This is a genomic window from Streptomyces sp. NBC_01264, from assembly GCF_026340675.1.
In the GTDB taxonomy this organism is placed as follows: Bacteria; Actinomycetota; Actinomycetes; order Streptomycetales; family Streptomycetaceae; genus Streptomyces.
On the sequence record NZ_JAPEOX010000009.1, the window covers coordinates 14,622 to 37,039 of the forward strand.

Annotated in this window: 23 protein-coding genes and 6 pseudogenes; 12 read left to right on the forward strand and 17 right to left on the reverse strand. The window is 66.8% G+C overall.

Going from position 1 to position 22,418, the window contains the following annotated elements:
• Window positions 1-12 precede the first annotated feature (12 nt).
• From OG435_RS49605 to OG435_RS49620, 4 genes are all read left to right on the forward strand, one after another.
• Window positions 13-558: a hypothetical protein gene (locus OG435_RS49605; RefSeq protein ID WP_266888481.1), complete on the forward strand. Its 546-nt coding sequence runs from the start codon at window positions 13-15 to the stop codon at window positions 556-558.
• Between the two features lie 335 nt (window positions 559-893).
• The gene (locus tag OG435_RS49610; protein WP_266888483.1) at window positions 894-2,135 is read left to right on the forward strand and encodes a hypothetical protein; all 1,242 of its coding nucleotides are present in this window, start codon (window positions 894-896) and stop codon (window positions 2,133-2,135) included.
• A 106-nt stretch (window positions 2,136-2,241) separates the two neighbouring features.
• Window positions 2,242-3,534, forward strand: a complete 1,293-nt coding sequence (locus OG435_RS49615; protein ID WP_266888485.1) for a hypothetical protein — start codon at window positions 2,242-2,244, stop codon at window positions 3,532-3,534.
• Window positions 3,535-3,983: 449 nt separating this feature from the next.
• Window positions 3,984-4,331: a hypothetical protein gene (locus OG435_RS49620; protein WP_266888487.1), complete on the forward strand. Its 348-nt coding sequence runs from the start codon at window positions 3,984-3,986 to the stop codon at window positions 4,329-4,331.
• Between the two features lie 471 nt (window positions 4,332-4,802).
• Here OG435_RS49620 and OG435_RS49625 read toward each other — a convergent pair whose 3' ends face one another.
• The 4 genes and pseudogenes from OG435_RS49625 to OG435_RS49640 all read right to left on the reverse strand — a co-directional run bounded on the left by OG435_RS49625 (window position 4,803) and on the right by OG435_RS49640 (window position 8,360).
• Window positions 4,803-5,522 carry an IS6 family transposase gene (locus OG435_RS49625; protein WP_266888479.1) on the reverse strand — a complete coding sequence of 240 codons (720 nt, stop codon included), beginning with the start codon at window positions 5,520-5,522 and terminating at the stop codon, window positions 4,803-4,805.
• A 499-nt stretch (window positions 5,523-6,021) separates the two neighbouring features.
• Window positions 6,022-7,161: an ISAs1 family transposase gene (locus tag OG435_RS49630; protein WP_323188073.1), complete on the reverse strand. Its 1,140-nt coding sequence runs from the start codon at window positions 7,159-7,161 to the stop codon at window positions 6,022-6,024.
• A gap of 14 nt (window positions 7,162-7,175) precedes the next feature.
• Window positions 7,176-7,888 (reverse strand): annotated as a pseudogene (locus OG435_RS49635) (helix-turn-helix domain-containing protein); the annotation flags it as partial.
• 70 nt (window positions 7,889-7,958) lie between these two features.
• Window positions 7,959-8,360 carry an STAS domain-containing protein gene (locus OG435_RS49640; RefSeq protein ID WP_266888489.1) on the reverse strand — a complete coding sequence of 134 codons (402 nt, stop codon included), beginning with the start codon at window positions 8,358-8,360 and terminating at the stop codon, window positions 7,959-7,961.
• 236 nt (window positions 8,361-8,596) lie between these two features.
• On the opposite strand from OG435_RS49640, the gene OG435_RS49645 reads away from it, so the two are divergent.
• Both OG435_RS49645 and OG435_RS49650 read left to right on the forward strand, forming a co-directional pair.
• Window positions 8,597-9,316: an IS6 family transposase gene (locus OG435_RS49645; protein ID WP_266888479.1), complete on the forward strand. Its 720-nt coding sequence runs from the start codon at window positions 8,597-8,599 to the stop codon at window positions 9,314-9,316.
• 81 nt (window positions 9,317-9,397) lie between these two features.
• Window positions 9,398-9,601, forward strand: a pseudogene (locus OG435_RS49650) (integrase core domain-containing protein); the annotation flags it as partial.
• Between the two features lie 94 nt (window positions 9,602-9,695).
• On the opposite strand, the gene OG435_RS49655 reads toward OG435_RS49650, so the two are convergent.
• From OG435_RS49655 to OG435_RS49670, 4 genes are all read right to left on the reverse strand, one after another.
• Complete coding sequence (locus OG435_RS49655) at window positions 9,696-10,004, reverse strand: transposase (protein ID WP_266888491.1); 309 nt, start codon at window positions 10,002-10,004, stop codon at window positions 9,696-9,698.
• A gap of 121 nt (window positions 10,005-10,125) precedes the next feature.
• A complete protein-coding gene (locus OG435_RS49660; RefSeq protein WP_266888493.1) occupies window positions 10,126-10,572 on the reverse strand; it encodes a hypothetical protein in 447 nt (148 codons plus the stop codon).
• A gap of 452 nt (window positions 10,573-11,024) precedes the next feature.
• On the reverse strand, window positions 11,025-11,357 hold the full coding sequence (locus OG435_RS49665) for an integrase core domain-containing protein (protein WP_266888495.1): 333 nt from the start codon (window positions 11,355-11,357) through the stop codon (window positions 11,025-11,027).
• Window positions 11,354-11,902, reverse strand: a complete 549-nt coding sequence (locus OG435_RS49670; RefSeq protein ID WP_323188074.1) for an IS3 family transposase — start codon at window positions 11,900-11,902, stop codon at window positions 11,354-11,356. Before OG435_RS49670 ends, OG435_RS49665 begins: the two co-directional genes overlap by 4 nt.
• A 177-nt stretch (window positions 11,903-12,079) precedes the next feature.
• Between OG435_RS49670 and OG435_RS49675 the strand changes: the two genes are divergently transcribed.
• Window positions 12,080-12,289: a hypothetical protein gene (locus tag OG435_RS49675; protein WP_266888497.1), complete on the forward strand. Its 210-nt coding sequence runs from the start codon at window positions 12,080-12,082 to the stop codon at window positions 12,287-12,289.
• A 49-nt stretch (window positions 12,290-12,338) separates the two neighbouring features.
• Here the strand turns inward: OG435_RS49675 and OG435_RS49680 are convergent.
• The 3 genes and pseudogenes from OG435_RS49680 to OG435_RS49690 all read right to left on the reverse strand — a co-directional run.
• A pseudogene (locus OG435_RS49680) lies at window positions 12,339-12,824 on the reverse strand (IS6 family transposase); the annotation flags it as partial.
• 77 nt (window positions 12,825-12,901) lie between these two features.
• A pseudogene (locus OG435_RS49685) lies at window positions 12,902-13,153 on the reverse strand (DDE-type integrase/transposase/recombinase); the annotation flags it as partial.
• Between the two features lie 22 nt (window positions 13,154-13,175).
• Complete coding sequence (locus OG435_RS49690; RefSeq protein ID WP_266875295.1) at window positions 13,176-14,909, reverse strand: IS1182 family transposase; 1,734 nt, start codon at window positions 14,907-14,909, stop codon at window positions 13,176-13,178.
• Window positions 14,910-14,998: 89 nt separating this feature from the next.
• Between OG435_RS49690 and OG435_RS49695 the strand changes: the two are divergent.
• A pseudogene (locus OG435_RS49695) lies at window positions 14,999-15,112 on the forward strand (IS6 family transposase); the annotation flags it as partial.
• Between the two features lie 408 nt (window positions 15,113-15,520).
• Complete coding sequence (locus tag OG435_RS49700) at window positions 15,521-16,018, forward strand: hypothetical protein (RefSeq protein ID WP_266888502.1); 498 nt, start codon at window positions 15,521-15,523, stop codon at window positions 16,016-16,018.
• 207 nt (window positions 16,019-16,225) lie between these two features.
• On the opposite strand, the pseudogene OG435_RS49705 reads toward OG435_RS49700, so the two are convergent.
• The 3 genes and pseudogenes from OG435_RS49705 to OG435_RS49720 all read right to left on the reverse strand — a co-directional run bounded on the left by OG435_RS49705 (window position 16,226) and on the right by OG435_RS49720 (window position 18,882).
• A pseudogene (locus tag OG435_RS49705) lies at window positions 16,226-16,986 on the reverse strand (transposase family protein).
• 264 nt (window positions 16,987-17,250) lie between these two features.
• On the reverse strand, window positions 17,251-17,805 hold the full coding sequence (locus OG435_RS49710) for a hypothetical protein (protein WP_266888504.1): 555 nt from the start codon (window positions 17,803-17,805) through the stop codon (window positions 17,251-17,253).
• A gap of 369 nt (window positions 17,806-18,174) precedes the next feature.
• Window positions 18,175-18,882: an IS6 family transposase gene (locus OG435_RS49720; protein ID WP_266888379.1), complete on the reverse strand. Its 708-nt coding sequence runs from the start codon at window positions 18,880-18,882 to the stop codon at window positions 18,175-18,177.
• A gap of 69 nt (window positions 18,883-18,951) precedes the next feature.
• Here OG435_RS49720 and OG435_RS49725 point away from each other — a divergent pair, with 69 nt between their 5' ends.
• Complete coding sequence (locus OG435_RS49725) at window positions 18,952-19,587, forward strand: hypothetical protein (protein WP_266888506.1); 636 nt, start codon at window positions 18,952-18,954, stop codon at window positions 19,585-19,587.
• Between the two features lie 46 nt (window positions 19,588-19,633).
• Entirely contained in the window at window positions 19,634-19,933 is a 300-nt protein-coding gene (locus OG435_RS49730; protein WP_266888509.1) for a hypothetical protein, read from the forward strand.
• Here the strand turns inward: OG435_RS49730 and OG435_RS49735 are convergent.
• The 3 genes from OG435_RS49735 to OG435_RS49745 all read right to left on the reverse strand — a co-directional run bounded on the left by OG435_RS49735 (window position 19,930) and on the right by OG435_RS49745 (window position 22,111).
• Window positions 19,930-20,847: an IS3 family transposase gene (locus OG435_RS49735; RefSeq protein WP_266874687.1), complete on the reverse strand. Its 918-nt coding sequence runs from the start codon at window positions 20,845-20,847 to the stop codon at window positions 19,930-19,932. The two genes, OG435_RS49730 and OG435_RS49735, sit on opposite strands and share 4 nt — an antisense overlap.
• The gene (locus OG435_RS49740) at window positions 20,844-21,152 is read right to left on the reverse strand and encodes a transposase (protein WP_266874686.1); all 309 of its coding nucleotides are present in this window, start codon (window positions 21,150-21,152) and stop codon (window positions 20,844-20,846) included. The genes OG435_RS49735 and OG435_RS49740 overlap by 4 nt, the downstream gene beginning before the upstream one ends.
• 149 nt (window positions 21,153-21,301) lie before the next feature.
• The gene (locus OG435_RS49745) at window positions 21,302-22,111 is read right to left on the reverse strand and encodes a transposase (protein ID WP_323188075.1); all 810 of its coding nucleotides are present in this window, start codon (window positions 22,109-22,111) and stop codon (window positions 21,302-21,304) included.
• Here OG435_RS49745 and OG435_RS49750 point away from each other — a divergent pair.
• Window positions 22,007-22,252 carry a hypothetical protein gene (locus OG435_RS49750; protein ID WP_266888511.1) on the forward strand — a complete coding sequence of 82 codons (246 nt, stop codon included), beginning with the start codon at window positions 22,007-22,009 and terminating at the stop codon, window positions 22,250-22,252. The genes OG435_RS49745 and OG435_RS49750 overlap by 105 nt on opposite strands.
• Window positions 22,253-22,418: the final 166 nt, after the last annotated feature.

The following is a 22,418-nucleotide window of genomic DNA, read 5'->3' on the forward strand; positions in this document are numbered from 1 at the left end:
CTTCTGGCTTATGTGACGGGGCTGGGCCTGGACGGTCCGGACGCGCAGCTGCTGGCCGTGGTCATCGCGATCCGTGCTGCTCGTACGGGGGCGGGCAACCTGAGCGGCCAGGACCTCGGCTCACTGCGCCTGACGGACCCGCAATCCGCTGTGTGGGCCCTGGAAGGCCTGGGATGGCGGCCGGCGGCCGATCTGCCGGGGGAAGACCCCAGCGTGCCCGTGGCGGTCGCCGTACCCGGCCTGGGCGGTCCTGAAAGCGCCCTGCCGTTCGGGAAGCTGGTCCGCTCCCGTGTATCGGGGTGGACGACTCGTACTGTGTCGGTGAAGCCGTTGAAGAAGACCGGGCCGGCGGTACGGCTGGCAGGCCTGTTCCTCGCCGCTCATGCCCCTGATGGCAACAGGCCGGCACCACTGCCCCCGGCCCTGCCCGGACACTGCCACGACGCGCTGCCCGAACTGCTCGCCAGGGGTTTCCTCGACAGCCTCAACGGCGATACCTACCGGCTGAACCCGGCCCTGCGCCACCACTCCGGGCGCTGCGCGGACGCCATCACCTGATGAGACACAGGTTTTCGGCCTTGGCGGCGGACCGGTTGATGACCGCCGGCGGTTGCTGGCGCTCAAACGGTCTTTCGGCCCCAACCGCCAGTGGAGGTGGAAGCGCGGCTTCTGGGCGTGGGTGCTTTGCGGTGTGTTCGTAGAATGGTCGGATGCCAGTCTCTAAGCCGCGTAAGAAGAAGCCGTCACGGTCTGTCGCCAAGGCGAGGCGGTCGGGGAGTCCCGCTGCTCGGGAGGCCGACAGGAGGGCACCTTCATCGGGACAGTCGACGCGGGGCACATGGGGCGATTTTCGCGATTTGGGGGAGCATCGTCGCTCGCTCGATCGGCGGCGGATGGATTTCGCGGCTCGCGACGCCGACCCCCTCGTCGCGAGCCTGGTAGCTGCGGACGACTCGGCGTCCGCGTCCTGGACCGAGGAGGAGTTGTGCCGCGGTTTGGGTCGGGTGCTTTCCGCGCAGGACGCGTCAAGAGACGCACGGCGGGAATCAGGGGTCTCCGGGATCCTTGACGATTACAGCCCGGACCAGCTGCTCGATGCTGTGACCGATGCCGCCGTGCAAGCGGCCTTCCAGACGGTCACGGCCGCCGAGCCGGAGTCCTCGGACGGCACGTGGCGGGTGCTCTTGGCCCTGGCCAGGATCACCCCGCACCCTGCGGCCCAGGTTGCCATCAAGGCCGTCGCGGATCTGCGGGGGCGTGTCGCCTCGGTTGCGAACGGGTCCATCGACAGCGCGCCGACTGGTACAGCCCTGTGGTGCCGGGACGTCTACGGCACCCGGTTTGCCGTCATCGCGCCGTTCGCCGCCGTGGGCGGCCCGGACCGGTGGTATCTGTGGGACATCGACGCTTGCGGCAATGACGCGCTGACCGTCGGTGCCGGCTACTTCCCCGATGCTGAGCAGGCCTTGGCCGCTTGGCGGGCCGCGGCCGGACCCGTCGCCACGTCCGGGTGTCGTCTCGAACCGGTCTCCGACCCTTACCTGGCCGCACGGCTGCTCCCGGGCCCGGCAGATTTCTTCCATCCCGGGGGAGAGTCGGAACCGCAGTACGCGGAATTCCACCGTTGCCGACGGCTGGCCCAAGAGCTGCGCCGCTCGGACTTTCTGGACGGGAGTACAGCGGCCACCACCGGCGCCGCTGTACTGGCTCAGCCGGTCGACAAGGACGCGTGGATCTCCGAGTTCGCGGCCTGGCGCGCCAAGTTCCGCCCCGGCCACAACGTGGTCCCTGATGACTTCCCGGTCGAGGAGGAGGACGAGGCGCCTCCCACCGAGGATGACGTCTACCAGGAGCTGGCCGGCAGCTGGCTCAGCACCGAGTTCCCTGAATTCGCCCATGCCTGCTCCCCGCACCGGATCGCCCTCCTGGCCGCGAACGTCCGCGATTTCTACACCAGCGACTTCGCACTGCTAGTGCTGCGTCTCGTCCCGGATTTGGCAGCCTGGCTCACCGAACGGTCCGAGCTACCGGCCGAGGCAAGCGGACGCACTCTGGCCTACGCCGAGAGCACGGCTATTCCAGATGCGGATTTGGGCTACCGCGCTCACAGCGCCCTAACGCCGGTACACGAGTAGAGACGGGTAGCGAAACGGACCGAGGGCTGTGAAACGGCCGTTCCCCCCACGCACGGGCGGGAATCCTGCCCGTGCGTGGGGGGAACGGCGAGAGCGGAGTGTGGCGGTGTTGGCGGAAGACACGGCGATGGTGCAGCGGTTGTTGGGCTGGCTGGTGCCCGACGGGGACCCACTCGCTGTGCTTTCCGCAGCTGGGGTCGAACGTTTCTGCTGGTATGAGCTGCCCTGCAAGTGGGACGCGGCCGCAGCTGAGCAGCACCGGGCCGTCGTGGTCTTGGCGGTCCTGCTGGCCGGTGCCGGCCGCGTGCGGGCTGCCGCGGTGTGCACGAGCGAGGTCACCGCCGAGGTGCTGGCGGCCTGGGAGCGTTCCGAGGAGGCGGGCTTCGCGGCCTACCGCAGGGCTGCGGCGGCCTCTCCTACGACCCCGCAGGATGTACCCGAGCTGAGCTGGGGCCAGGTCATGGGAGTCCAGGAGACGCTGGCCTACGCCAGCCTCGAACGTCGGCTCGAGCAGGCCCTGGACGAGGGCGAGCTCGACCCGGATGGGCGTACCTTCCCGGACGTGCGCCGACGGCTCGTCCAACACTGGCTCACCACTGCGCAGCCCGTGTTCGGGGGCCGTACCCCACTGGAGGAAATCCGCTGCGAACGGAGAGCATGGTGGGCTGCTGCGCCTCCCATGGAACGCCGTGTTCTGCTGGCTGCCGTCCTGCCTGCCCTGGAGGAGGCTTCTGCGGCACCTGCGGACACGGCTGAGCCGCTGAAGTGGCTGCTGGAGCAGATCGGTGACGGCGTCACCCTGACGCAGGCCGGCTACCTGCCGCGGGAACTGGTGGCCGCTGCGTTCGCCCGTTACCCGCACTGGTACCCGATCGGTAAGGGCCCGCGTTCAGAGGCGGACCTGTTCCAGCTGGCCCACCTGCGCGAACTCGCCCGCGCACACAGGCTGGTGGCCAAGCGCCATCGCGTGCTCAAGCTCTCAGCTGCTGGCCGCGCCCAGCTGGCGGATCCCCGTCTGCGTGAGCGCACGGCCGCGCTGGCGTGGCTCGGCAGTACCGCTGCCGAGCGGCAGGTGGCAGAGTCTGCCCTGTGCGCCCTATGGGCGGAGCCCCGCCTCCGCGAAGACCTGTGCGACGTTGTGCATCCGGTGCTTTCCGCGAGCTTCGCCCGTAGCGACGGCCCGGTGGAAGTGACGGAAACCGAGCGGCTGCTGTGGAGGTTCTGGCACACGGGCCGCGAGCTTGGATACCTCGAACAGGAACGGTCCCCCGACGCCCCGATCTCCCTGACCGCCACTGGCCGCCCAGCCGCCCTCACAGCCCTCCGCCTCCTGGCCGAGGGCCCACACGGTCACCTGCCCCATGTGCGGGCGCACTGTGACGAGCGGTCAGAGCGGTAACACCACACGCTGTCCCAAGACGCGCGGCGGCTGGGGAGCGGCCATTCCGGTCCCGGCCGGGGTCACCCGCCCGCCGGTAGGTGTTGACTGCCGCGAATGCGGCTACACCTGGGCCACTCGCGCCAAGGGTGGTGCCACCATTCGGTGTCCCGAGTGCGCCCACCCCCGCCGGGTCCCCGCCGCCGCCCGCACCGCCGCCGTACCGGCCAACTCCCCGGCGGGCCCCCGCGCCCCGGCCCGCCCCTCGTGCCGCCGCTCTCGACGAATGGGGCGAGGACGGCCTCGAGTCGGGCCAGGTGCGCGTGGAGCGTCGTGCGGCTACCCGCCGCGTCCTGGAGGAGTTGAAGGCGCTCCGGCGCCCCGCTCCAGGCCCTGCCCGGGATCCCGTGCCCGCTCCGGTCCTGGCTCCGGCCCCGCGGCTCGTCCGTTCTGCGCCGCAGCCGGCCCCGATGTCCGGGCGCCGCTTCACCCCGCGCCCGGTGTCCGCACCGGTCTCCGTGACGGCCCCGGCCACCGCTCGGCGCCGGACCGCAGCAGCCGCGTTCCTGGACGCCCTCGGCGGCGCCCTGCAAATCCGTACGGACGCCCCGCACGGCGGCTGCGAGGTGACCGACCCCGCGCAGGCACCCGGGCGCCGCGCCTGCGGCCAACAGGCGGCCCTGACCGTCCACTACACCGACCAGCGCAAGCGCCGCACCTTCGTGTACGCCTGCGCCACCCACGCCGAGCCCTTGCGCTACCTGGCCACCGCCCGCCCCGGCGTGCAGGCGGCCATCCGCAGCTACAGCCCCGGGTGACCGGTCCCGGCGGTCGCGCACCTGAAACGCACATCGACCACACATGGACTGAGGAATCCATGGGATACAAGACCAGCGAGGCTGGCCCAGGACGACCAGGAGCGAGGCCTGGGCCGGCTCCGGGGGTTCACTGAGATTCAGGCCGGAAGGATTCCCCTTCGAGCCATGTAATTCGTTCGAGGTGGTGTGAACTGTAGTGGTAAGTTCGACTGCCCTAAATTCGGGAGAAGATTTTATGGCATCCATCGTTTTTGAGGGTCACGGACAGTTCTACCCTTCCGTCTCTCCTCCGATTTGTACCGTGCCTGAAAATTCGGCGATATTTTTCTTTACGGAAGGCCTTAAAGGCCTGTCCCGAGGTGATGCGGAGGAGTTGCTGTCTAAGGACTCATTTGGGTGCTGTCACGTTGTCGGTGGCGTGATCGTTTGATGGCGCGTCAGGCCGTGCGGGGGTAGCCGGCGGCTGGTTGCTCAGGCCGCGGAGGGCATGGCGGCGGCGCCGGTGATCTGGTCCCAGATCGTGAAGCGGACGGTCATCTCAAGGCGGTGGCGGCGGGCGGCCATCAGGTGGCGTCCGGTTCGGAAGTGGGGTGAGATCCCGGTGAACGCGGCCAGGAACCGCTGCGCTCCGCCGACGCTGCGGAAGCCTTTCATCGCCCGTTCCCGCTGCCTCGTCGGCTGGTGCGAGTTCTCCGCCCGGTTGTTCAAACCCTTATGGGCACGGTGCTCGACCGAGGGCATCACCTCACGGTGCGCTGCCCCGTACGAGGCGAGCTTGTCGGTGATGATCACCCTCGGCACCTGCCCGGTTGTGGTGAGGAGCCGGCGGAAGAAACGCCTGGCAGCAGCCTTGTCACGCCGGCTCTGGACCAGGATGTCGAGCACGTTGCCGTCGGCGTCGACGGCCCGCCACAAGTACTTCTGCTTCCCGCCGATCTTGATGAACACCTCGTCGAGATGCCACTTGTCACCGGGCTGCGGGCGCCTGCGGCGCAGCGCGTTCGCGTAGGCCTGGCCGAACTTCAGACACCACCGGCGGATGCTCTCGTACGAGACGATCACACCCCGCTCGAGCATCATCTCCTCCACCTCACGGAAGCTGAGGGGGAAGCGGAAGTACAGCCACACACAGTGCGAAATGATCTCCACCGGGTAACGGTGATTCGCATACGACAGCGTGCTCGACGACACGAATCAGACCCTTCGCCGGACGGACAACCCGAAGATCATCCCACCCCGCCCCGACAACGTGACAAGGCCCCGGCGGGCAACCGCGTGTGTGCGACAGTCGTAAACAACTCGACGAGCTCAAGCCCAATTACATTGACCGGCGGATCGAGCTCCGCACAAGGGACACAGACCGGCCAGGTCGATCCCACCCTCAGCCCTGGAGAGCGGACAACAGTATGCGCAATCGAAACGAACCTGAATCTGATCCCAACAGTTACTATTTCATATTCGGGGCTTCAATGGTCACTTCCCGCTGCTGGGGGTGCGAGTTCCTATACCGCATCAGGCTACGCGGTCAACTGCCCTACGGCCCTGCACACTGGCCCTCTCCTCCTTGGCGTCCAAACCTCCACTCCGGTTTGTGGAAGCATGAGCCAGGGATATTACGACCACTCCGCCGTATTCAGCTTCACCCTCTGAGACGCAGGGCCCCGGCAGGGCTAATTCATAGTCTGGTTGATCATGTCCCGTTGCAGGTCAGGGGCAGTCCGAGCAGGTCGAGTGGCCGGGTGAACGGCGTATAGGAGACCTCTCGGAGTCCCGCTGCGATGCTGTGGTGGCCGGCGTCCCGGAGAGTGTTGATCGCAAGGTTCCGTAGCGTGGCCATGTTCTCCGGTCCGTGTCCGGTCCGGATCTTGGAGGCGTCCTCGGCGAACGTTGTGTCCCGGACGTGGTGGACGGCCTCGATGCCCCATTGCGCTCTGGCGATACGGCTGATGAGCTGCGGCGATGCCTCAGCCGACGTCATGTCGGTGATGGCGTGGACGGTCTGCCGGGTGACCTTGCCGGTCTTCAGATCGGTGCGGTGCCGGTGGATCTTCACGGCTTGGACCAGGTACGGGAAGTCCAGGCCGAGGCCGGTGACGGTGAGTGTGCGTACCGAGCGGGTCTCGCGACGCCCGTGTCCGCGCTCGCGGTCGTATCGGCGGGCGGTCACCTCCTTCCACGGCAGGGCTCTGACGGCTGCGTGGAGTTTCGGCTGGTTGCCCTTGACGACCATCAGGTAGTGGGCGTTCTTCTCCTCCACCAGCCATTTCGCGTGTTCGCGCTGGGTGTGGAGGGCGTCGGCGGTGACCACGGTGCCGGTCAGGTCGAACGGTGCGAGCAGCGCGGTGAAGCCTGTGATTTCGTTGGTTTTGTCCGGTACCCGGAGCTGGCTGACGGTCCGGCCTGCGGCCGTGACGGCGGACAGGAGGTGGGCGGCCGGAGCGGTTTCGGTGCGTGAACCGCGGGCGGTCTTGCCGTCGACCGAGACGGACTCCGTGCCGGCCGGGCCGTGGCCGAGGAGGTCGGCGAGCCCGCCGGGACACACCAGAACCAGCACCCGGCGCACGGTCGAGGGCGAGGCCGGACGGCGCACGCCGAGGGGTCCGCGCGCGTGAAACCCCAGGCGGGAGAGGGTGTCCTGGGGTGCGTGGCTGGCCCACTGCCCGATAGCAAGATACGAGCGGGCCCCGGCCAGGACCGCGCACGCGGCGGTCAGTAACACCGAGGCGAGGGTATAACGGCGTCCGCGCCGGTCACGGGGATCGGGCAGGACTGCCAGCCGGGCCGCCGTGCCGGCAAGTTCACGGTGTTCACGCGAGGGCGGCTTGATCAGACAGACGGTGGCAGACTGGCCTCACCCGCGGGATGGGTCCGTAGGCGGTGACACAGCCGGGTCCTCGAGCCTGGCCGCATCGCGATCAGCCCGGCCACCGACAGCCGTCCCGACCGCCGGCCGCTGATGGTGACGACCGGAGTCACTCCTCGCCGGCCCCAGGTACGCCCCCGGGGCGGCCTGCGGGTGAACCCGGCTTCGTCTTCGAAGCAGACGTAGCCCCCGCAGGCCGCCCTCGCCCTTTTACCTCCGGCCAGGTCGCCTCCCGCCACATACTCACGGCCTGCTCATCGCGTTCGGCGACCCGCCGGGCGGGGACCTGCGGGCTGAAGCCGAGCCGGTGCATCAACCGGGTAGCGCCCGAGACGCTGTAGGTGACGTGGAACTTCCGGCCGATCAGCGTGGCCACCCTCGACGCGGTCCACACCTGGTCCTCCACCCAGCCATGAGCGGCCGGGCCCTGCTCCAGATACGCGGCCAGCTTCTCCAGACACCGCGGGGACAGACGGCACCGTGGACCGCTCGGACCGCGGGAGGCCAGAGCCTGAACACCACCATCCCGCCACAACTGATGCCATTGATAAGCCGACTTCACGCTCACCCGAAGCCGCCGTGCGACCTCCGACGGATTGATCTTCTGCTCGAACAGCTCAGCCGCCTGCATACGAACCGTCTCCCGGCGCCGACGTCCCGCAGGAGTCAGCCCGCCCCCATCCGCATATTTCACACACCACGGATACAGCCACCCACCCAGACCCATCAGGGACTTCGCAAACATTCACCCCAAAGAGCTGAAGTCAGTAGACGTGGGGGAGCCAGCCCTTGGTGAAGTCGGAGCGTTCCCGTGTGCGCTGTGCTTTTTCTTCGAGGAGTCGGCGGAAGCCTGCGATGGCGTAGCGTTCGCCGGTGCTTGTTCTGGGTCCGGGGATGCCGGCCACGGTGGCCATGCACTGCTGGGGCTGGGTCTGCCAGCCGGTGACCATAACCCGTAGCTGCATGCGCTCCGCGCGCCGGTGCAGGTCCAGGAGGTGGAGCAGGCCGTCGACGTTCATGGCCGTGATGGCGTGCAGGTCCACCAGGAGATCGCGTTCGTCCATGGTCACGTAGTCCAGAGCGCGCTGGAAGACTTCTCCCGCGCCCTCGTCGAGTTCCCCGGTGGCGCTGATCACCACCGCGCTGCGGCAGTGCTGGACGTCCACGTTAATCAAGATGCTGCTCCCGTCACCCGAAAGGCTCCGTACCCACGGCCCCCCATCCTTGCCCGGTCGGCGCAGGGCCGGCATGCGGCGCGCTGAAGTGCGTAGCAGACCGGGTCCAGGGCCGGGGCACCGAGAGGGGCCAGACGGCGGGGTCAGGCCAAACCCAGGGCCTTGTCACGTTGTCGGGGCGGGGTGGGATGATCTTCGGGTTGTCCGTCCGGCGAAGGGTCTGATTCGTGTCGTCGAGCACGCTGTCGTATGCGAATCACCGTTACCCGGTGGAGATCATTTCGCACTGTGTGTGGCTGTACTTCCGCTTCCCCCTCAGCTTCCGTGAGGTGGAGGAGATGATGCTCGAGCGGGGTGTGATCGTCTCGTACGAGAGCATCCGCCGGTGGTGTCTGAAGTTCGGCCAGGCCTACGCGAACGCGCTGCGCCGCAGGCGCCCGCAGCCCGGTGACAAGTGGCATCTCGACGAGGTGTTCATCAAGATCGGCGGGAAGCAGAAGTACTTGTGGCGGGCCGTCGACGCCGACGGCAACGTGCTCGACATCCTGGTCCAGAGCCGGCGTGACAAGGCTGCTGCCAGGCGTTTCTTCCGCCGGCTCCTCACCACAACCGGGCAGGTGCCGAGGGTGATCATCACCGACAAGCTCGCCTCGTACGGGGCAGCGCACCGTGAGGTGATGCCCTCGGTCGAGCACCGTGCCCATAAGGGTTTGAACAACCGGGCGGAGAACTCGCACCAGCCGACGAGGCAGCGGGAACGGGCGATGAAAGGCTTCCGCAGCGTCGGCGGAGCGCAGCGGTTCCTGGCCGCGTTCACCGGGATCTCACCCCACTTCCGAACCGGACGCCACCTGATGGCCGCCCGCCGCCACCGCCTTGAGATGACCGTCCGCTTCACGATCTGGGACCAGATCACCGGCGCCGCCGCCATGCCCTCCGCGGCCTGAGCAACCAGCCGCCGGCTACCCCCGCACGGCCTGACGCGCCATCAAACGATCACACCACCGACAACGTGACAGCACCTCCGGCAGAGCATGGGCGCGATCGGATCCAGCGCCGACAACGCAGCCGCAGAAAGCTTCAACGCCGCCTTCAAGAGGGAGACACTCAAAGGCCGCAAAGCCTGGTCGAGCGAGCGCGAGGCCAGGCTGGACGCGTTCCGCTGGCTGACCCGATACAACACCCGCCGCCGACACTCCCGCCTCGGCCACCGGTCCCCGATCGCCTACGAGAACGACCTCCAGCCAGCTGCAACTACCCTGACCCCAAGCCGCATAGACGTGTTCAAAATCCGGGGTCAAGGCCCCCAGAAGATGCCCCCGAGAATCACTCAACCTGACAACGCCCCCCGTCGCCGTCATCGAGCAGGTCCACGGCCCAGGCCGCCATCCGCTCCAGCACCGATTCCTGGTCCCACACCGCACGGGAGAGCAGATGGTGCAGCCGGTGTGGGCCCTGCTCACCGATCGCTTCCGCCAGGCTCCAGCAGTTCACGTCCTCGAGCTCCATCAGCATGCCCCGCGTCATCCGCGCGAACGTCTCCCGCGTTTCCGAGCGGGCGAAGCAGCCGGCCAACGAGGCCAACAGAGACCCGAAGCCAGCCTCATGGCCGACCGTGGCCGAAGCGGCCGTCACGTTCTGATGTTGAGTCACACCACGTCATGATCGAGACGGCCGTCCTCATGCCCGCCCCCACCCCCGTCAACACGCTGACCAGCCACGACGAGCCCAGATACAGCTATCTACAGCTGCCGTGTCAGGACGTGAACATGAGCTTGCTGACGGAGCCGATGAAGTCGCCGCTCCACGGGTCGTGGGGGTTGCCGTACATGACCTGCACGAAGCGCTGCTGGGAGGTCAGGGTGAAGGAGACGCCGCGCCAGTCGCCGGTGGAGGTCTTGCCGGCCATGGGGATGACGCGGTTCGTGAGGACGTCCAGGAGGTAGAACTCGCCGTCGGCGCAGTTCTGGGGCGCGTCGGAAAGGCGGTATACGGCACGGGCGTTGACCGGGGGGGCATCCGTGCGGTAAAAGGCGTCGATGTTGGTCAGGGCGTAGTGGTCGGCCGTGGTCCTGCTCTGCCTCGTCTCCACCGCACACGTCTGCGCGGGGGCGGGGGCGGCCTGGGCGGCCTGCAGACCGAAAATGCCGGTGCTTATGGCGGCGGCCGCGAGGGTGACCGCGATCCTACGGGTGGTACGCATGGGACACCTAACAGTAAATGGCGGAGATCTTCCGCTGGTGGATGCAATCGAGAGGAGGTCTTACGGTCAGAGGGTTTCTCCGCCGTGATCTCCACACTTAAGTTACTGTGCAGTAGATCTGTTGTGGACGCCACCCCGACCCTCGGGAACCAGCCGGCGCCGACACGACGGAGAACAGGACTCCACGACACTCCCTCCCGACCCCTCCCCCCGACCGCCCCACACTGGCGAAATGAGGCTCCCCGCCACCACCCATACACGTACACCGCCCACCTCCGACATGCGCCCGCCCGATGCTGGTTTGAGCCTATATATACCCCTCTTCCGAGCAGTCGCGGTTGGCTCATACCCGACCCTGTAAGGGGCACCGCCACAACCCCCAGACCCCACACACAGGCACTGTCACGTTGTTGGGGGCGGTCTGGGATGTGAACCGCTCCGGGTTCGAGACTTCAGCTTGTGGCTTTGATCTGCTGGTTTGGTTGTTGCTTGTAGTGGTTGGCCTCGTACTCGGCGGGCGGGATGTGGCCGAGCTCACTGAAGAGGCGGCAGTTGTTGAACCAGTCGACCCACTCGGCGGTGGCGATCTCGACATCGGTAGGGGTCTTCCAGGGGCCGAGTCGCTTGATGACCTCGGTCTTGTACAGTCCGATGATCGATTCCATCAGGGCGTTGTCCAGGGCGTCGCCGACCGAGCCGATGCTCGCCGCGATCTCCTCCCGGGCCAGGTGGGCAGCCAGACGGAAACTCGTGTACTGGGAGCCGGCATCGCTGTGATGTATCAACTCCCTTGGAAGGACGGGCTGTCCGTCGCGTTCGCGGCGCCACAGCCCATCTCCAGGGCGGACAGGATCAGAGGCGTCTGCTTGTTCGTCGCGGCCGACCAGCCGACGATCGCGCGGGAGAATGTGTCCACGACGAACGCGACGTATACCGTGCCCGACCAGGCCCCCACATACGTGAAGTCCGCCACCCAGACGCGATTGGGCGCGGTGGCGACGAAGGCGCGGTTCAGCAGGTCCGGCGCCCGGTCGGCGGTCTTGTCAGACACGGTGGTGACGACCTTCTTTCCGCGCACGGCCCCGGCCAGGCCGGCCGTCCTCATCAGCCGGGCGACGGTGCAGCGGGCCACGCCGGTGTGACCGGCTCGCTTGAGTGCGGCCCACATCTTGCGGACCCCGTACACGCTGTAGTTCTCCTCGTGGATCTCCTTGATGACCGCGATCAGCTCGGCGTCGCGCACCGCCCGCGCGGACGGTACGGCCTTGTGATGGGCGTAGTAGGTGGACGGGTGGATGCCGCAGCCGTGCCCGGTGAGCGCTCTGCAGATCTACTCGACCCCGCCGAGGCGGTCCCGGTGCTCGTCGATGAACGCTACGAGCGTCGTTGTGGCCGGCGGTCGAGCTCCGCCGACCCCGTGACCGTCACCCCGGCCACCTGCACTTCACCAGGCCGGCAACCAGGGACAGAGTCCCGCGAGTGCACGGCGACCGGCACAATTGACGGTATGAGCAGTGACGATTCCCTGGAAGCAGCAGACCAGACCCTCCGCCAGGCGCAGGAAGCGCTGCACGCGGCCCGCCGGAACCTGGCCGCGGCCGTCCTCGACGCCTACGCGAACGGGGAGACCGTCGTCCGGATCGCCGAGCGCACCGGCAGAACTGCCACCGAGGTCTGGAACACCCTCGCCGGTGCTGTCACGTTGTCGGTGGTGTGATCGTTTGATGGCGCGTCAGGCCGTGCGGGGGTAGCCGGCGGCTGGTTGCTCAGGCCGCGGAGGGCATGGCGGCGGCGCCGGTGATCTGGTCCCAGATCGTGAAGCGGACGGTCATCTCAAGGCGGTGGCGGCGGGCGGCCATCAGGTGGCGTCCGGTTCGGAAGTGGGGTGAGATCCCGGTGAACGCGGCCAGGAACCGCTGCGCTCCGCCGACGCTGCGGAAGCCTTTCATCGCCCGTTCCCGCTGCCTCGTCGGCTGGTGCGAGTTCTCCGCCCGGTTGTTCAAACCCTTATGGGCACGGTGCTCGACCGAGGGCATCACCTCACGGTGCGCTGCCCCGTACGAGGCGAGCTTGTCGGTGATGATCACCCTCGGCACCTGCCCGGTTGTGGTGAGGAGCCGGCGGAAGAAACGCCTGGCAGCAGCCTTGTCACGCCGGCTCTGGACCAGGATGTCGAGCACGTTGCCGTCGGCGTCGACGGCCCGCCACAAGTACTTCTGCTTCCCGCCGATCTTGATGAACACCTCGTCGAGAGGTGCTGTCACGTTGTCGGTGGTGTGATCGTTTGATGGCGCGTCAGGCCGTGCGGGGGTAGCCGGCGGCTGGTTGCTCAGGCCGCGGAGGGCATGGCGGCGGCGCCGGTGATCTGGTCCCAGATCGTGAAGCGGACGGTCATCTCAAGGCGGTGGCGGCGGGCGGCCATCAGGTGGCGTCCGGTTCGGAAGTGGGGTGAGATCCCGGTGAACGCGGCCAGGAACCGCTGCGCTCCGCCGACGCTGCGGAAGCCTTTCATCGCCCGTTCCCGCTGCCTCGTCGGCTGGTGCGAGTTCTCCGCCCGGTTGTTCAAACCCTTATGGATCCTGCTGGCCAAATGTGGGGGGCAGTCAGGCCGTGAGGGTGAGGTCAAGTCTCGCGAGGTGACTGGTGCGGGTGTGGTCGAGGGGTTGGTTGTTCCACCAGGCGTCGAGGCGGATGAGGTTGAGGGCGACGGCGGAGTAGACGTGTTCGAGGTGGGTCTTCGCGAGGCCGCGATAGCGGGCCCTGCGGTTACCGGTGACGGCTGTGGCCTGGCGGATGGTGCCCTCGACGCCGGCGCGCAGGGCGTATGTGGTCTGCCAGTCGGCGTCCTGCTGGGCGGCGTGGTTCGTGTTGATCAGTTCCTGCAGGTCCCGTGGGCGCAGGGTGAGCTGGCGGCCCTGGCGTGTGGCGTCGGTGCATGCCGCTCTGACCGGGCAGGGGCCGCAGTCGGCCTCGTCGAAGCGGACCGCGATCCCTTCGCGGCCGTGTTGCCGGGCCGGGCTCCAGAACCTGCTGGTGGCGCCCTGGGGGCAGGTGGCTTGCTCGGCGTCCCAGTCGATGGTGAAGGCTTCGCGCTGGTAACCGGCGTTCTCCCGGTCCTGGCGGGAGGTGCCCGCCAGGAGCGGTGCGACCAGGGTGATCCCGAAGGCGGCCCGGGCCCCGGCGAGGAGTTCCGCGCTTGCGTAGCCGGAGTCGAGGTAGTGCTCGGCGGGCAGCAGGCCCCGGTCGGCGAGGGCCCGGTGGACGGGCTCGACCAGCTTCACATCGGGCACGGTCGCGTCCGTGGTCGCGACATGTGTGATCACGTTCGGGATGTCCGGACGCGCCCGGCGTCCCGGCCGCGGGGTCCCTCCGCCGGGCCGGGGCCGCTGGCAGACCTCGCTGATGTGCAGTTTGTACCCGGTCCAGTGTAGGGCGTTCTTGGTGCCGTTGCGGGCGTCGAGGTCGTAGGGCGAGGCCAGGCGCAGTCTGCCGGGCGGGAGACCCTCCTTGTCCGCCTCCCGCCGCTTGACCACCTCCCGCCCGTCGCCGCCGGTGGTGACCAGGTAGTTCTGCACAGTGATCCGGCGCAGGACCTGGACCGCGGGCAGCTCGCGCAGCCACAGGGGCGAGTGAGGGTTGTGGACCGCCCGCAGCAGGGCCACCGCGTCACGGCCGTAGTCCAGTACGAGTTCGTCCCGCTTGGCTTTGGAGCTGGCGGGACGCCAGCTCTCGTCGATGCGCCGCCCGTAGCGGCGGTTCCACCCACGGACGTCCACGGCCTGCGCCACCCAGTGCGGGGCCGCGGCGGACAGCGCCTCCAGCGCGGCCCGCACCGACTCCCCGCACAGCTCGAGGCGGTTCAGGTCCCGCACCGCCGCCAGTACGTGGGTGGAGTCGGTCCGCTGCTTACCCCCAGCCTTGACCAGGCCCTTGCCCTTCAATGCCGCCAGCAGCAGATCCAGTACCCGCTCCTCCAGGCCGTGCTCGACCACCCGGGTGCGGAACTCCGAGAGCACCGAGGCATCGAAGCCGACGTCCTCCAACTCCAGGCCAAGGCAGTACTTCCACGACAGGTCGAACCGGACCCGGTGGGCGGCGGCGCGGTCGGTCAGGTTCTCCGCCATCTGCAGCACCGTCACCATCGCCAGCCGCCCCGGCGACCAGCCCCGCCGGCCCCGCAGACCGAACGCCCCGGCGAACTCGGCATCCGCGAACAGCCCGCCCAGCTCATCCCGCACCCGCATAGCCAACGGCGGCGCCCCACGACCAGCCACCGCCCGCGCGACCCGCACCGTCACCTCAGGGACCTCGGGCCACTGCTCCGGCAGCAACGACATGACTCCCACCCCACCAGCCGGGAACGACAGAACCGGCCACCACCATGCCAACCGCCCGCCCTCACCGCAGGACACGACATTTGGCCAGCAGGATCCACAGGGGACTGAACAACCGGGCGGAGAACTCACACCAGCCCACCAGGCAGCGCGAACGCGCGATGAAGGGCTTCCGCAGTCCAGGCGGGGCGCAACGGTCCTGTCCGCGTTCATCGGAATCTCACCCCACTTCCGACCCGGACGCCACCTCATGACAGCCGGACGTCACCGCTTCGAAGTGAGCCTCCGCTTCACCACCTGGAACCACATCACCGGTGCCGACGGCCTGCCCGCCACGGCCTGAACAACAGACCGCCGGCGCCTCTCCCCGCCCCCAGATGATCATGTCCCCGATAACGTGACAGCACCTCTCCGGGGCTGGTTCGACGTGGAGCGCAGCGGAAGCAGTGCGAGTCCGGAGCGAAGCGCAGGACGTCCAGCCCAGGGCTCCCGCGCTCCGCACGGGAGTTGACGCCCCATCCGGGCCATCGCGATTGCCGCGCCTCCCCGCCCCACGTCCCCAACAGGCCCAAACTTAATAGACGTCACCTACAACGACCGGAAAGGGACATCACATGCGATATGCACGCACCTCACTCGCCGCCGCCACCGTACTTCTCGCCCTCACCACCCTCAACGGCACCGCACACGCCAACAACGACCACGGTGACGGTGGCGACACCAAAACCTGCACCATCAATAACACCGGCAATCACAACACCGGAGCCTGCGGCGACATCAGCCACGGCGACAACGCCACCACCGGACAGTGGCACACGATTGGAGCCACGCAATTTCCTGCCCACGCTACCTTCACTGTCATGAATAACAGCAGCTTCGACCATATGGCCATTGTCTGTACCCCTCAATCGGCATGCCTGTACCCCGACCTTGGCGTTATTGACAACGGGAAGCAAACCACCATTTATGTCCTCGCGAGCACGACACTCAAAGGCCAGGTAAATGGAGCAACTTTGGGCTCTGCGAATATCGCCTATAGCAACAATACGGCCGTGGCCACCTGTACTACAGGATGTAGCGCCGTCGGATCCGTCATCAACTTTCTGCCGTAGCCCGGTCTGCGGGAGTAGGGTCTGACCCTCGATCCTTCAGCCGTCTTCGTGGGGTGATCGGCTGGCCGCGTCGGCGACTCCGTGTGAGTCCTTGGGGTTCACTTGAGGGTAATGCGGTCCTGGAAGTAGATCGAGAATGTTACTTTATGGGGCGGCTGGTGCGGGTCCGGGGTGGAACGCAGTGCAGGCACTGAGCCTTTTCCAACCTCATGTTGAGGCGTGGTGGAGGGCGAGGACGGCCTTCACGATGTCGGTGATCCGGTTGGTGCTGCAGCGGAGCTTCCGTAGAAGACGCCAGGCCTTCAAGACGGCCATGGCCTGCTCGCCGACGCACCGAATCTTGGCGTGATTGCTGTTGTGCTGTCGCTTCCACTGCTTGAGCCGGCGGCCCCGGAAGGGGACTCGGATGTGCCGGCCGGCGCCTTGGCAGGCCAGGCCTTGTCCGCCCAGCACTTCAGGCCCAGGGCGGCGAGCGCGTCGACGATGCCATGGCTTCGGGCCGCGGTCAGGTCGTGAGTGGCTCCGGGCAGGGCTGGGGATGCCCAGAGCAGTCGGCCGAACGGGTCGGTGAGGACCTGGACGTTCATGCCGTGCCGCTTGCGTTTTCCCGAGTAGCAGGGGGTGCCGGCGGCGATCCGGTCGATCGGCAACAGCGTGCCGTCCAGGATCACGAACGCCTTCGTCCGGGCCGTCTCCATCACCTCGGCCAGGGTCGGTGCGCGAGAGGCCAGGACTTCGATGGCCTCGCGTATGTACCGGTAAACGGTCGCGATGCCGATTCCGAACCCGGCGGCAAGCTGGGCGTAGGTGCCGCCGCACCGCAAGTGGGACAGGGCGAGCAGGGCCTGACGGCCGGCGGGCAGCCGTCGCCACCGCGTACCGATCTCCCGTTGCCGAACTGCGAGCTGCTCGGTCAGGTGCCGCAGGGTTCTGCTGGACAGATCGATCGAGGACGGGTAGACGAGCACGCGAAGCTCCTGGCGGCACGGGTGATCTTGGTCGAGAACCCGTCTACCAGGAGCTTCGTCGTTCCGTACAGCCCACACCGACCAACACCACAGCCCCACCGGCAGGTTGAAAAGGGCTCAGTGCCGACCAGTGCCGAACGCGAGGAACTCGGGACTTGGTTACAAAGCCCCGCACGAAGTCTATCTCGAATACGAGAAGATGCAGCTCGCAGCGTAAGTAACTCGCGCAAGCGCTGTCCGTTTTCTTCGGGGCCGCTCACTGGGCTATGGGGTGGGGGTGACGGTAATTGTTTTTGGGCCACCGTTGACGGTGCAGGTCCATCCGGATTTCGGTTGGCATCCGATCACGATGATGGTCAGGTCGGGCAAGTTGGGGTCGCCGCTCGGCTCCGTGATGGTGGTGCCAAACAGTGTTGCGATTGTTTGATCGGGAGTCTCGAGTGTCCCCGTGCCATTTCCCCGCATTCTGACCGTTGCGGTGCCGGGGATGGTGGGGGTGGTGGGGGTGGTGGCTGGGATGGTCGCGTTGCAGATTCCTGTGCACGTTAGTTCTTGCGTTGAGTGGTTTGTGATGGTGTAGACGGCGGTGGTGGGCGGGAGGGCTCCGAGTCCGCCGGTGGTGTGTCCTTGTCCGGTGGTGGCGTGGTCGCCGAAGGTGATGTTGCCGCAGGCGATGTTGCTGTGGTCTCCGATGGTGCCGATGGTGATGGTGCAGTTGTTCCTTTTGGTGGTGTCGTCGGCGTGTGCGGTGGTGCCGCCGAGTGTGGTAAGGGCGAGGAGTGTGGTGGCGATGGCGAGTGCGGTGCGTGTGTAGCGCATCTGGTTTCCTCTCGTTTCTGTTGGGTGTGGTTGTTGTATTTTGGGTGGGGTGTGGTGGTGGGCTGGAGGAGGCTTGGCCGTTCGGTTGGGTGAATTGGTGGAGTGTCTTGGTGGTGCTGTCACGTTGTCGGGGGTGTGATCGTTTGATGGTGTGTCAGGGTGTGCCGTGGCCTGGAGGGGCCGTGGTTCAGACCGTCGCGGGCATGCCGGCGACGCCGGTGATCTGATCCCAGATCGTGAAGCGGACCCTCATTTCGAAGCGGTGGCGGCTGGCGCTCATGAGGTGCCGGTGGGGTGCTGTCACCTTGTCGGTGGTGTGATCGTTTGATTGCGCGTCAGGCCGTGCGGGGGTCGTCGGCGGCTGGTTGCTCAGACCGTCGCGGGCATGCCGGCGACGCCGGTGATCTGGTCCCAGATCGCGAAGCGGACGGTCATTTCGAGGCGGTGGCGGCGGGCGGTCATGAGGTGCCGTCCGGGTCTGAAGTGGGGTGAGATCCCGGTGAACGCGGCCAGGAACCGTTGCGCCCCACCCGGGCTGCGGAACCCTTTCATAGCCCGTTCCCGCTGCCTCGTTGGCTGGTGCGAGTTCTCCGCCCGGTTGTTCAAACCCTTGTGGGAACGGTGCTCCACCGAGGGCATCACCTCGCGGTGCGCTGCCCCGTACGACTTCAGCTTGTCGGTGACGACCACCCGGGGCACCTGCCCGGTGGAGGTGAGGAGCCGACGGAAGAAACGCCTGGCCGCAGCCTTGTCACGTCGATTCTGCACCAGGATGTCGAGGACGTTCCCGTCGGCGTCCACAGCCCGCCACAAGTACTTCCGCACCCCGCCGATCTTGACGAAGACCTCGTCCAAGTGCCACTTGTCGCCGGGCTGCGGGCGCCGCCGGCGCAACGCGTTGGCGTAGACCTGGCCGAACTTCAGACACCACCGGCGGATTGTCTCGTAGGAGACGACCACGCCCCGCTCGAGCATCATCTCCTCCACCTCACGGAAGGAGAGCGGGAACCGGAAGTACAGCCACACACAGTGCGAAATGATCTCCACCGGGTAACGGTGATTCGCATACGACGGCATGCTCGACGACACGAATCAGGCCCCTCTCCGGACGGACAACCCGAAGATCATCTCACCCTGCCCGACAACGTGACAGTGCCCTTCGATGGAATCCTGAGCCTCCTTGCCGACCACTTGGGCCAAGGTCCCGAGGTTGCCCCTCAAGCAACCAAGCGTGGGCGCGGGCCCAAGGTCAACATCAGCATCGACTACGACGACCCCAAGCCGACCACGACGCACACCATGGCCGGCAACACGGGCTACAGCCTCACCAGCAACTGGTTCGCCCAGCGAATGGGCCAGTTGATCGTGGCCCGACGCGTTTCTGCATCCCAGATCGCGGTGTTCATGTACGTCGCCGGAGGCCAGAAGAAGGGCACCGGAATCACGTCGTACACCCAGCAGCAGATCACCGACGGGCTCAACGAAGAAGCGGTCAAGATTCCCGACGGCAAGAAGATCACGCGCCCGACGGTGAACAAAGCGGTCAAGGCGCTCTGCGACTGGGGATGGCTGGAGAGCGCAGGCTATGGTCGCATCCGGCTCAACGTCACCCTGTGGTTCAACGGGAACAGCGGGGAGCAGAAGGAAGTCCTGCAGGGGATCGCGTCCGACCACGGCAACGATCCTGAGGGCTTCCCCCACAAGATCGGCCCCCGTGACATCCCCGGGCAGCAGGAGCTCGACTTCGAAAACCTGCCCCACGCCCGGGAGGCGACAGGGTGATAAGAAACCGAATCCACCCACGAGGCGACCAAGGAGAGAAGACCCGATGGCCAAGCCGGTGATGTCCCCACTTGTGACCGAACGCATCTGGGCCCTCCCCATCGGAGGCGCCGCGGTGAAGTTTCTCTCCTACCTGGTGTTCAGGAGCGAGCCTGGAAGCGGCGTGCTGCCCTCTCAAAAGACGATGGCGATCGAGTACAACGTCAGCCCCTCGGCCATCAGCAACCTGCTGGATCCCCTATTTGAGCTAAACATCGTTCTGCGCACGCCGAGCGAACGTAGCAAGAGGGCCAACAGGTACAGCCTCCACCTGAGGTTCCCCCGTTGTTCGGGAGTTGCTGATTAGCTGGTCAGGAGGGGTTGACGGGTGTTCAGGTTCGCTGGTTCGGCCGTCGCCTGGTTGGCGTAGTGCTTCTCTTCGTACTCGATCGGGCTGAGGAAGCCGAGCCGTTCCTGGATGCGACGGGAGTTGTAGAAGCCATCGATGTACTCGAAGAGCGCGAGGTTCGCCTCAGCCCGGGTGGTGAAGGTCCGGCCACGGAGGCCCTCGGTTTTGATGAGCATCCAGAGGTTCTCCGCGAGAGCGTTATCGTATGAGTCGCCGATCGAGCCCATGGACGCTTCAACTCCAGCTCTCATTAGCCGGGTTGTGAGCTTGATAGACGTGTATTGACAGCCGTGGTCCGCGTGATGAATCAGCTGGCCGGGCTCGACCTCGCGGGACGCGAGGGCGTACTCCAGGGTGGTCAGCACCAGGTCGGCGTCCGCGCGGGCGGAAGTCTCCCAGGCGACCACCCGGCGGGAGAAGGCGTCGCGGATCGCCGAGAGCCACAGAGGCCCCTCACCGGTGGAGATCATGGTGAGGTCGGTGACCCACAACCGGTTCGGAGCCGGTGCGGTGAAGTCCCTGTTGACCAGGTCCGGGGCCAGGGTGGCCTTCGGGTCCCGGCGCGTGAAGCCCTTGCGCCGTGGGCTGACCCCCGCGATGTCGGCCTCGCGCATCAGGCGCTCGACCCGCTTGCGGCCCACGTGGACACCCTCACGCTTGAGGACGGCGTGTACCCGCGGCGAGCCGTAGTTGCCGCCGGAATCCGCGTGGATCTCTTTGATCCGCTCGGTCAGCTCGACGTCACGGCGCCTTCGCTCGCACGGCTCGGCCTCTGCACGGCGCCAGCGGTAGTAGGTGGAGGAGGGGATGTGCAGTTCCCGAAGTACGCACTCGACTCCCAGGCACGGGTGCTCGTCAACGAGCGCCGTCACCTGGGCCGGGTCGGGTCGAGTTGCGCCGCGAAAAACGCCGAGGCCGTCCGCAGTACGTCGTTGGCCCGCTTGAGCTGGACATTCTCCTTGCGCAGGGCCGCGAGCTCGGCGCGTTCGTCGGTGGTGAGCCGGTCATCGCGTTCGCCGGCATCCGCCTCCGCCTGGCGGATCCACCCGCGCAGGGCCTCGGGATGCACGCCGAAGTCGACAGCCAGCTTCTTGATCTGGGGCTTCGGCTCCGCGGTGCGATACATCCGTACCGCACGCTCACGCAACTCGAGCGAGTATTTCCGGGGTGCAGCCATGGCCACTGGTCCTCTCATGAGTCCCATCTGACCCGATGTCAACACTCTCCGCATCCCGGGGGAACCTCACTGCGGCTGCGCCGGGTTCCACGGCCCGGAGACTGCGAGTCTTCTCCTTCCTGGTCCTCGTTGGGACGCTTTTGTGCTGGTCAGGTGGTCTGCGGCTGGCAGGTGAGCCGGTTCCAGGCGAGGGTGAACGTGGTGGCCCAGGGCCATGACGCGTCGAGGCGGAGGTGCCGGACACGGGCATGGCGGGCGAGGCGCCCGGCCTGGTGGTAGATCCGCATCCGCATGGTCTGGGGCTCGGCGTCGGCAAGGTCGTCCTGGTCGTGGAGGGCAAGGAGCCGGAGCCAGGCGTCGAGGTCGGCGGCGACGTTCGCGGCGAGCATCCAACTACGATTTGCCGTCCAGGATTTGGCGGGCAGGTTGTGCAGGCCCATGGCCTTGTTCGTGCGGACGCGGTCCTCGACGACGGCGTGGTGCCGGTGCAAAGCGTCGATCCACTGCACCTGGTGGCTGCCGGCGACGCCCCACAGCTTGGTGATGTTGGTCGCGATGATCGAGTATTTCCAGCCGGTCTTCTTCTCGAGGCTGGTGAGGTTCTCGGTGTGCCGGCCCGAGGGCCGGACGCGGCGGACGATCAGCCGCATGCCCTTCAGCCAGCCCTCCCGCCGGTTGAGGCCGGTGAGTTCCGCGACGCCACTGTGGTCGTCGTCGTGGAGGTCGCCGTCTTGTTTGAGGCTGTATTCCCAGGCGTGTTCGGGTAGTTCGGCGATGGCGGTCTCGTCGGTCGGGGTGATGGTCCAGCCGGTGGTGAAGCGGACGCGCCGTCGGGTGGTGGTCAGCTTCTCCATGTGTTCGTGCAGGTCGTGGGTGGCTCCCGCCCCGTCGAGGCGGATGAGGATCTTCGCACTGGAAGATCCGGGGATCTGGGCGAGGGCTTGGTCGAGGACGGTGATGTGGTCGGTGGCGGCGCTGTCACGTTATCGATGTATGGCATGGACGCGTCAGTGGATATTTCGGTGGGCGCCCTGGATCGCATCGTCAGGCGAGAGATTTTCCGTGTCGGACACCTCGGAGGAGGTGCCCAGATTTCCTGACGTGGTCACGCCAATTTCGATAACGTGACAGCGCCAACCCCAGAACACACCACAAGACAGCACCCCGAATACCCACAAACCCACACATAACTTGTGAATAACAGGCAAAACTCATCTTTCTCGTTAATTCGCCAGACCGGAACCAGACACCGCGCCCCAATCCCGG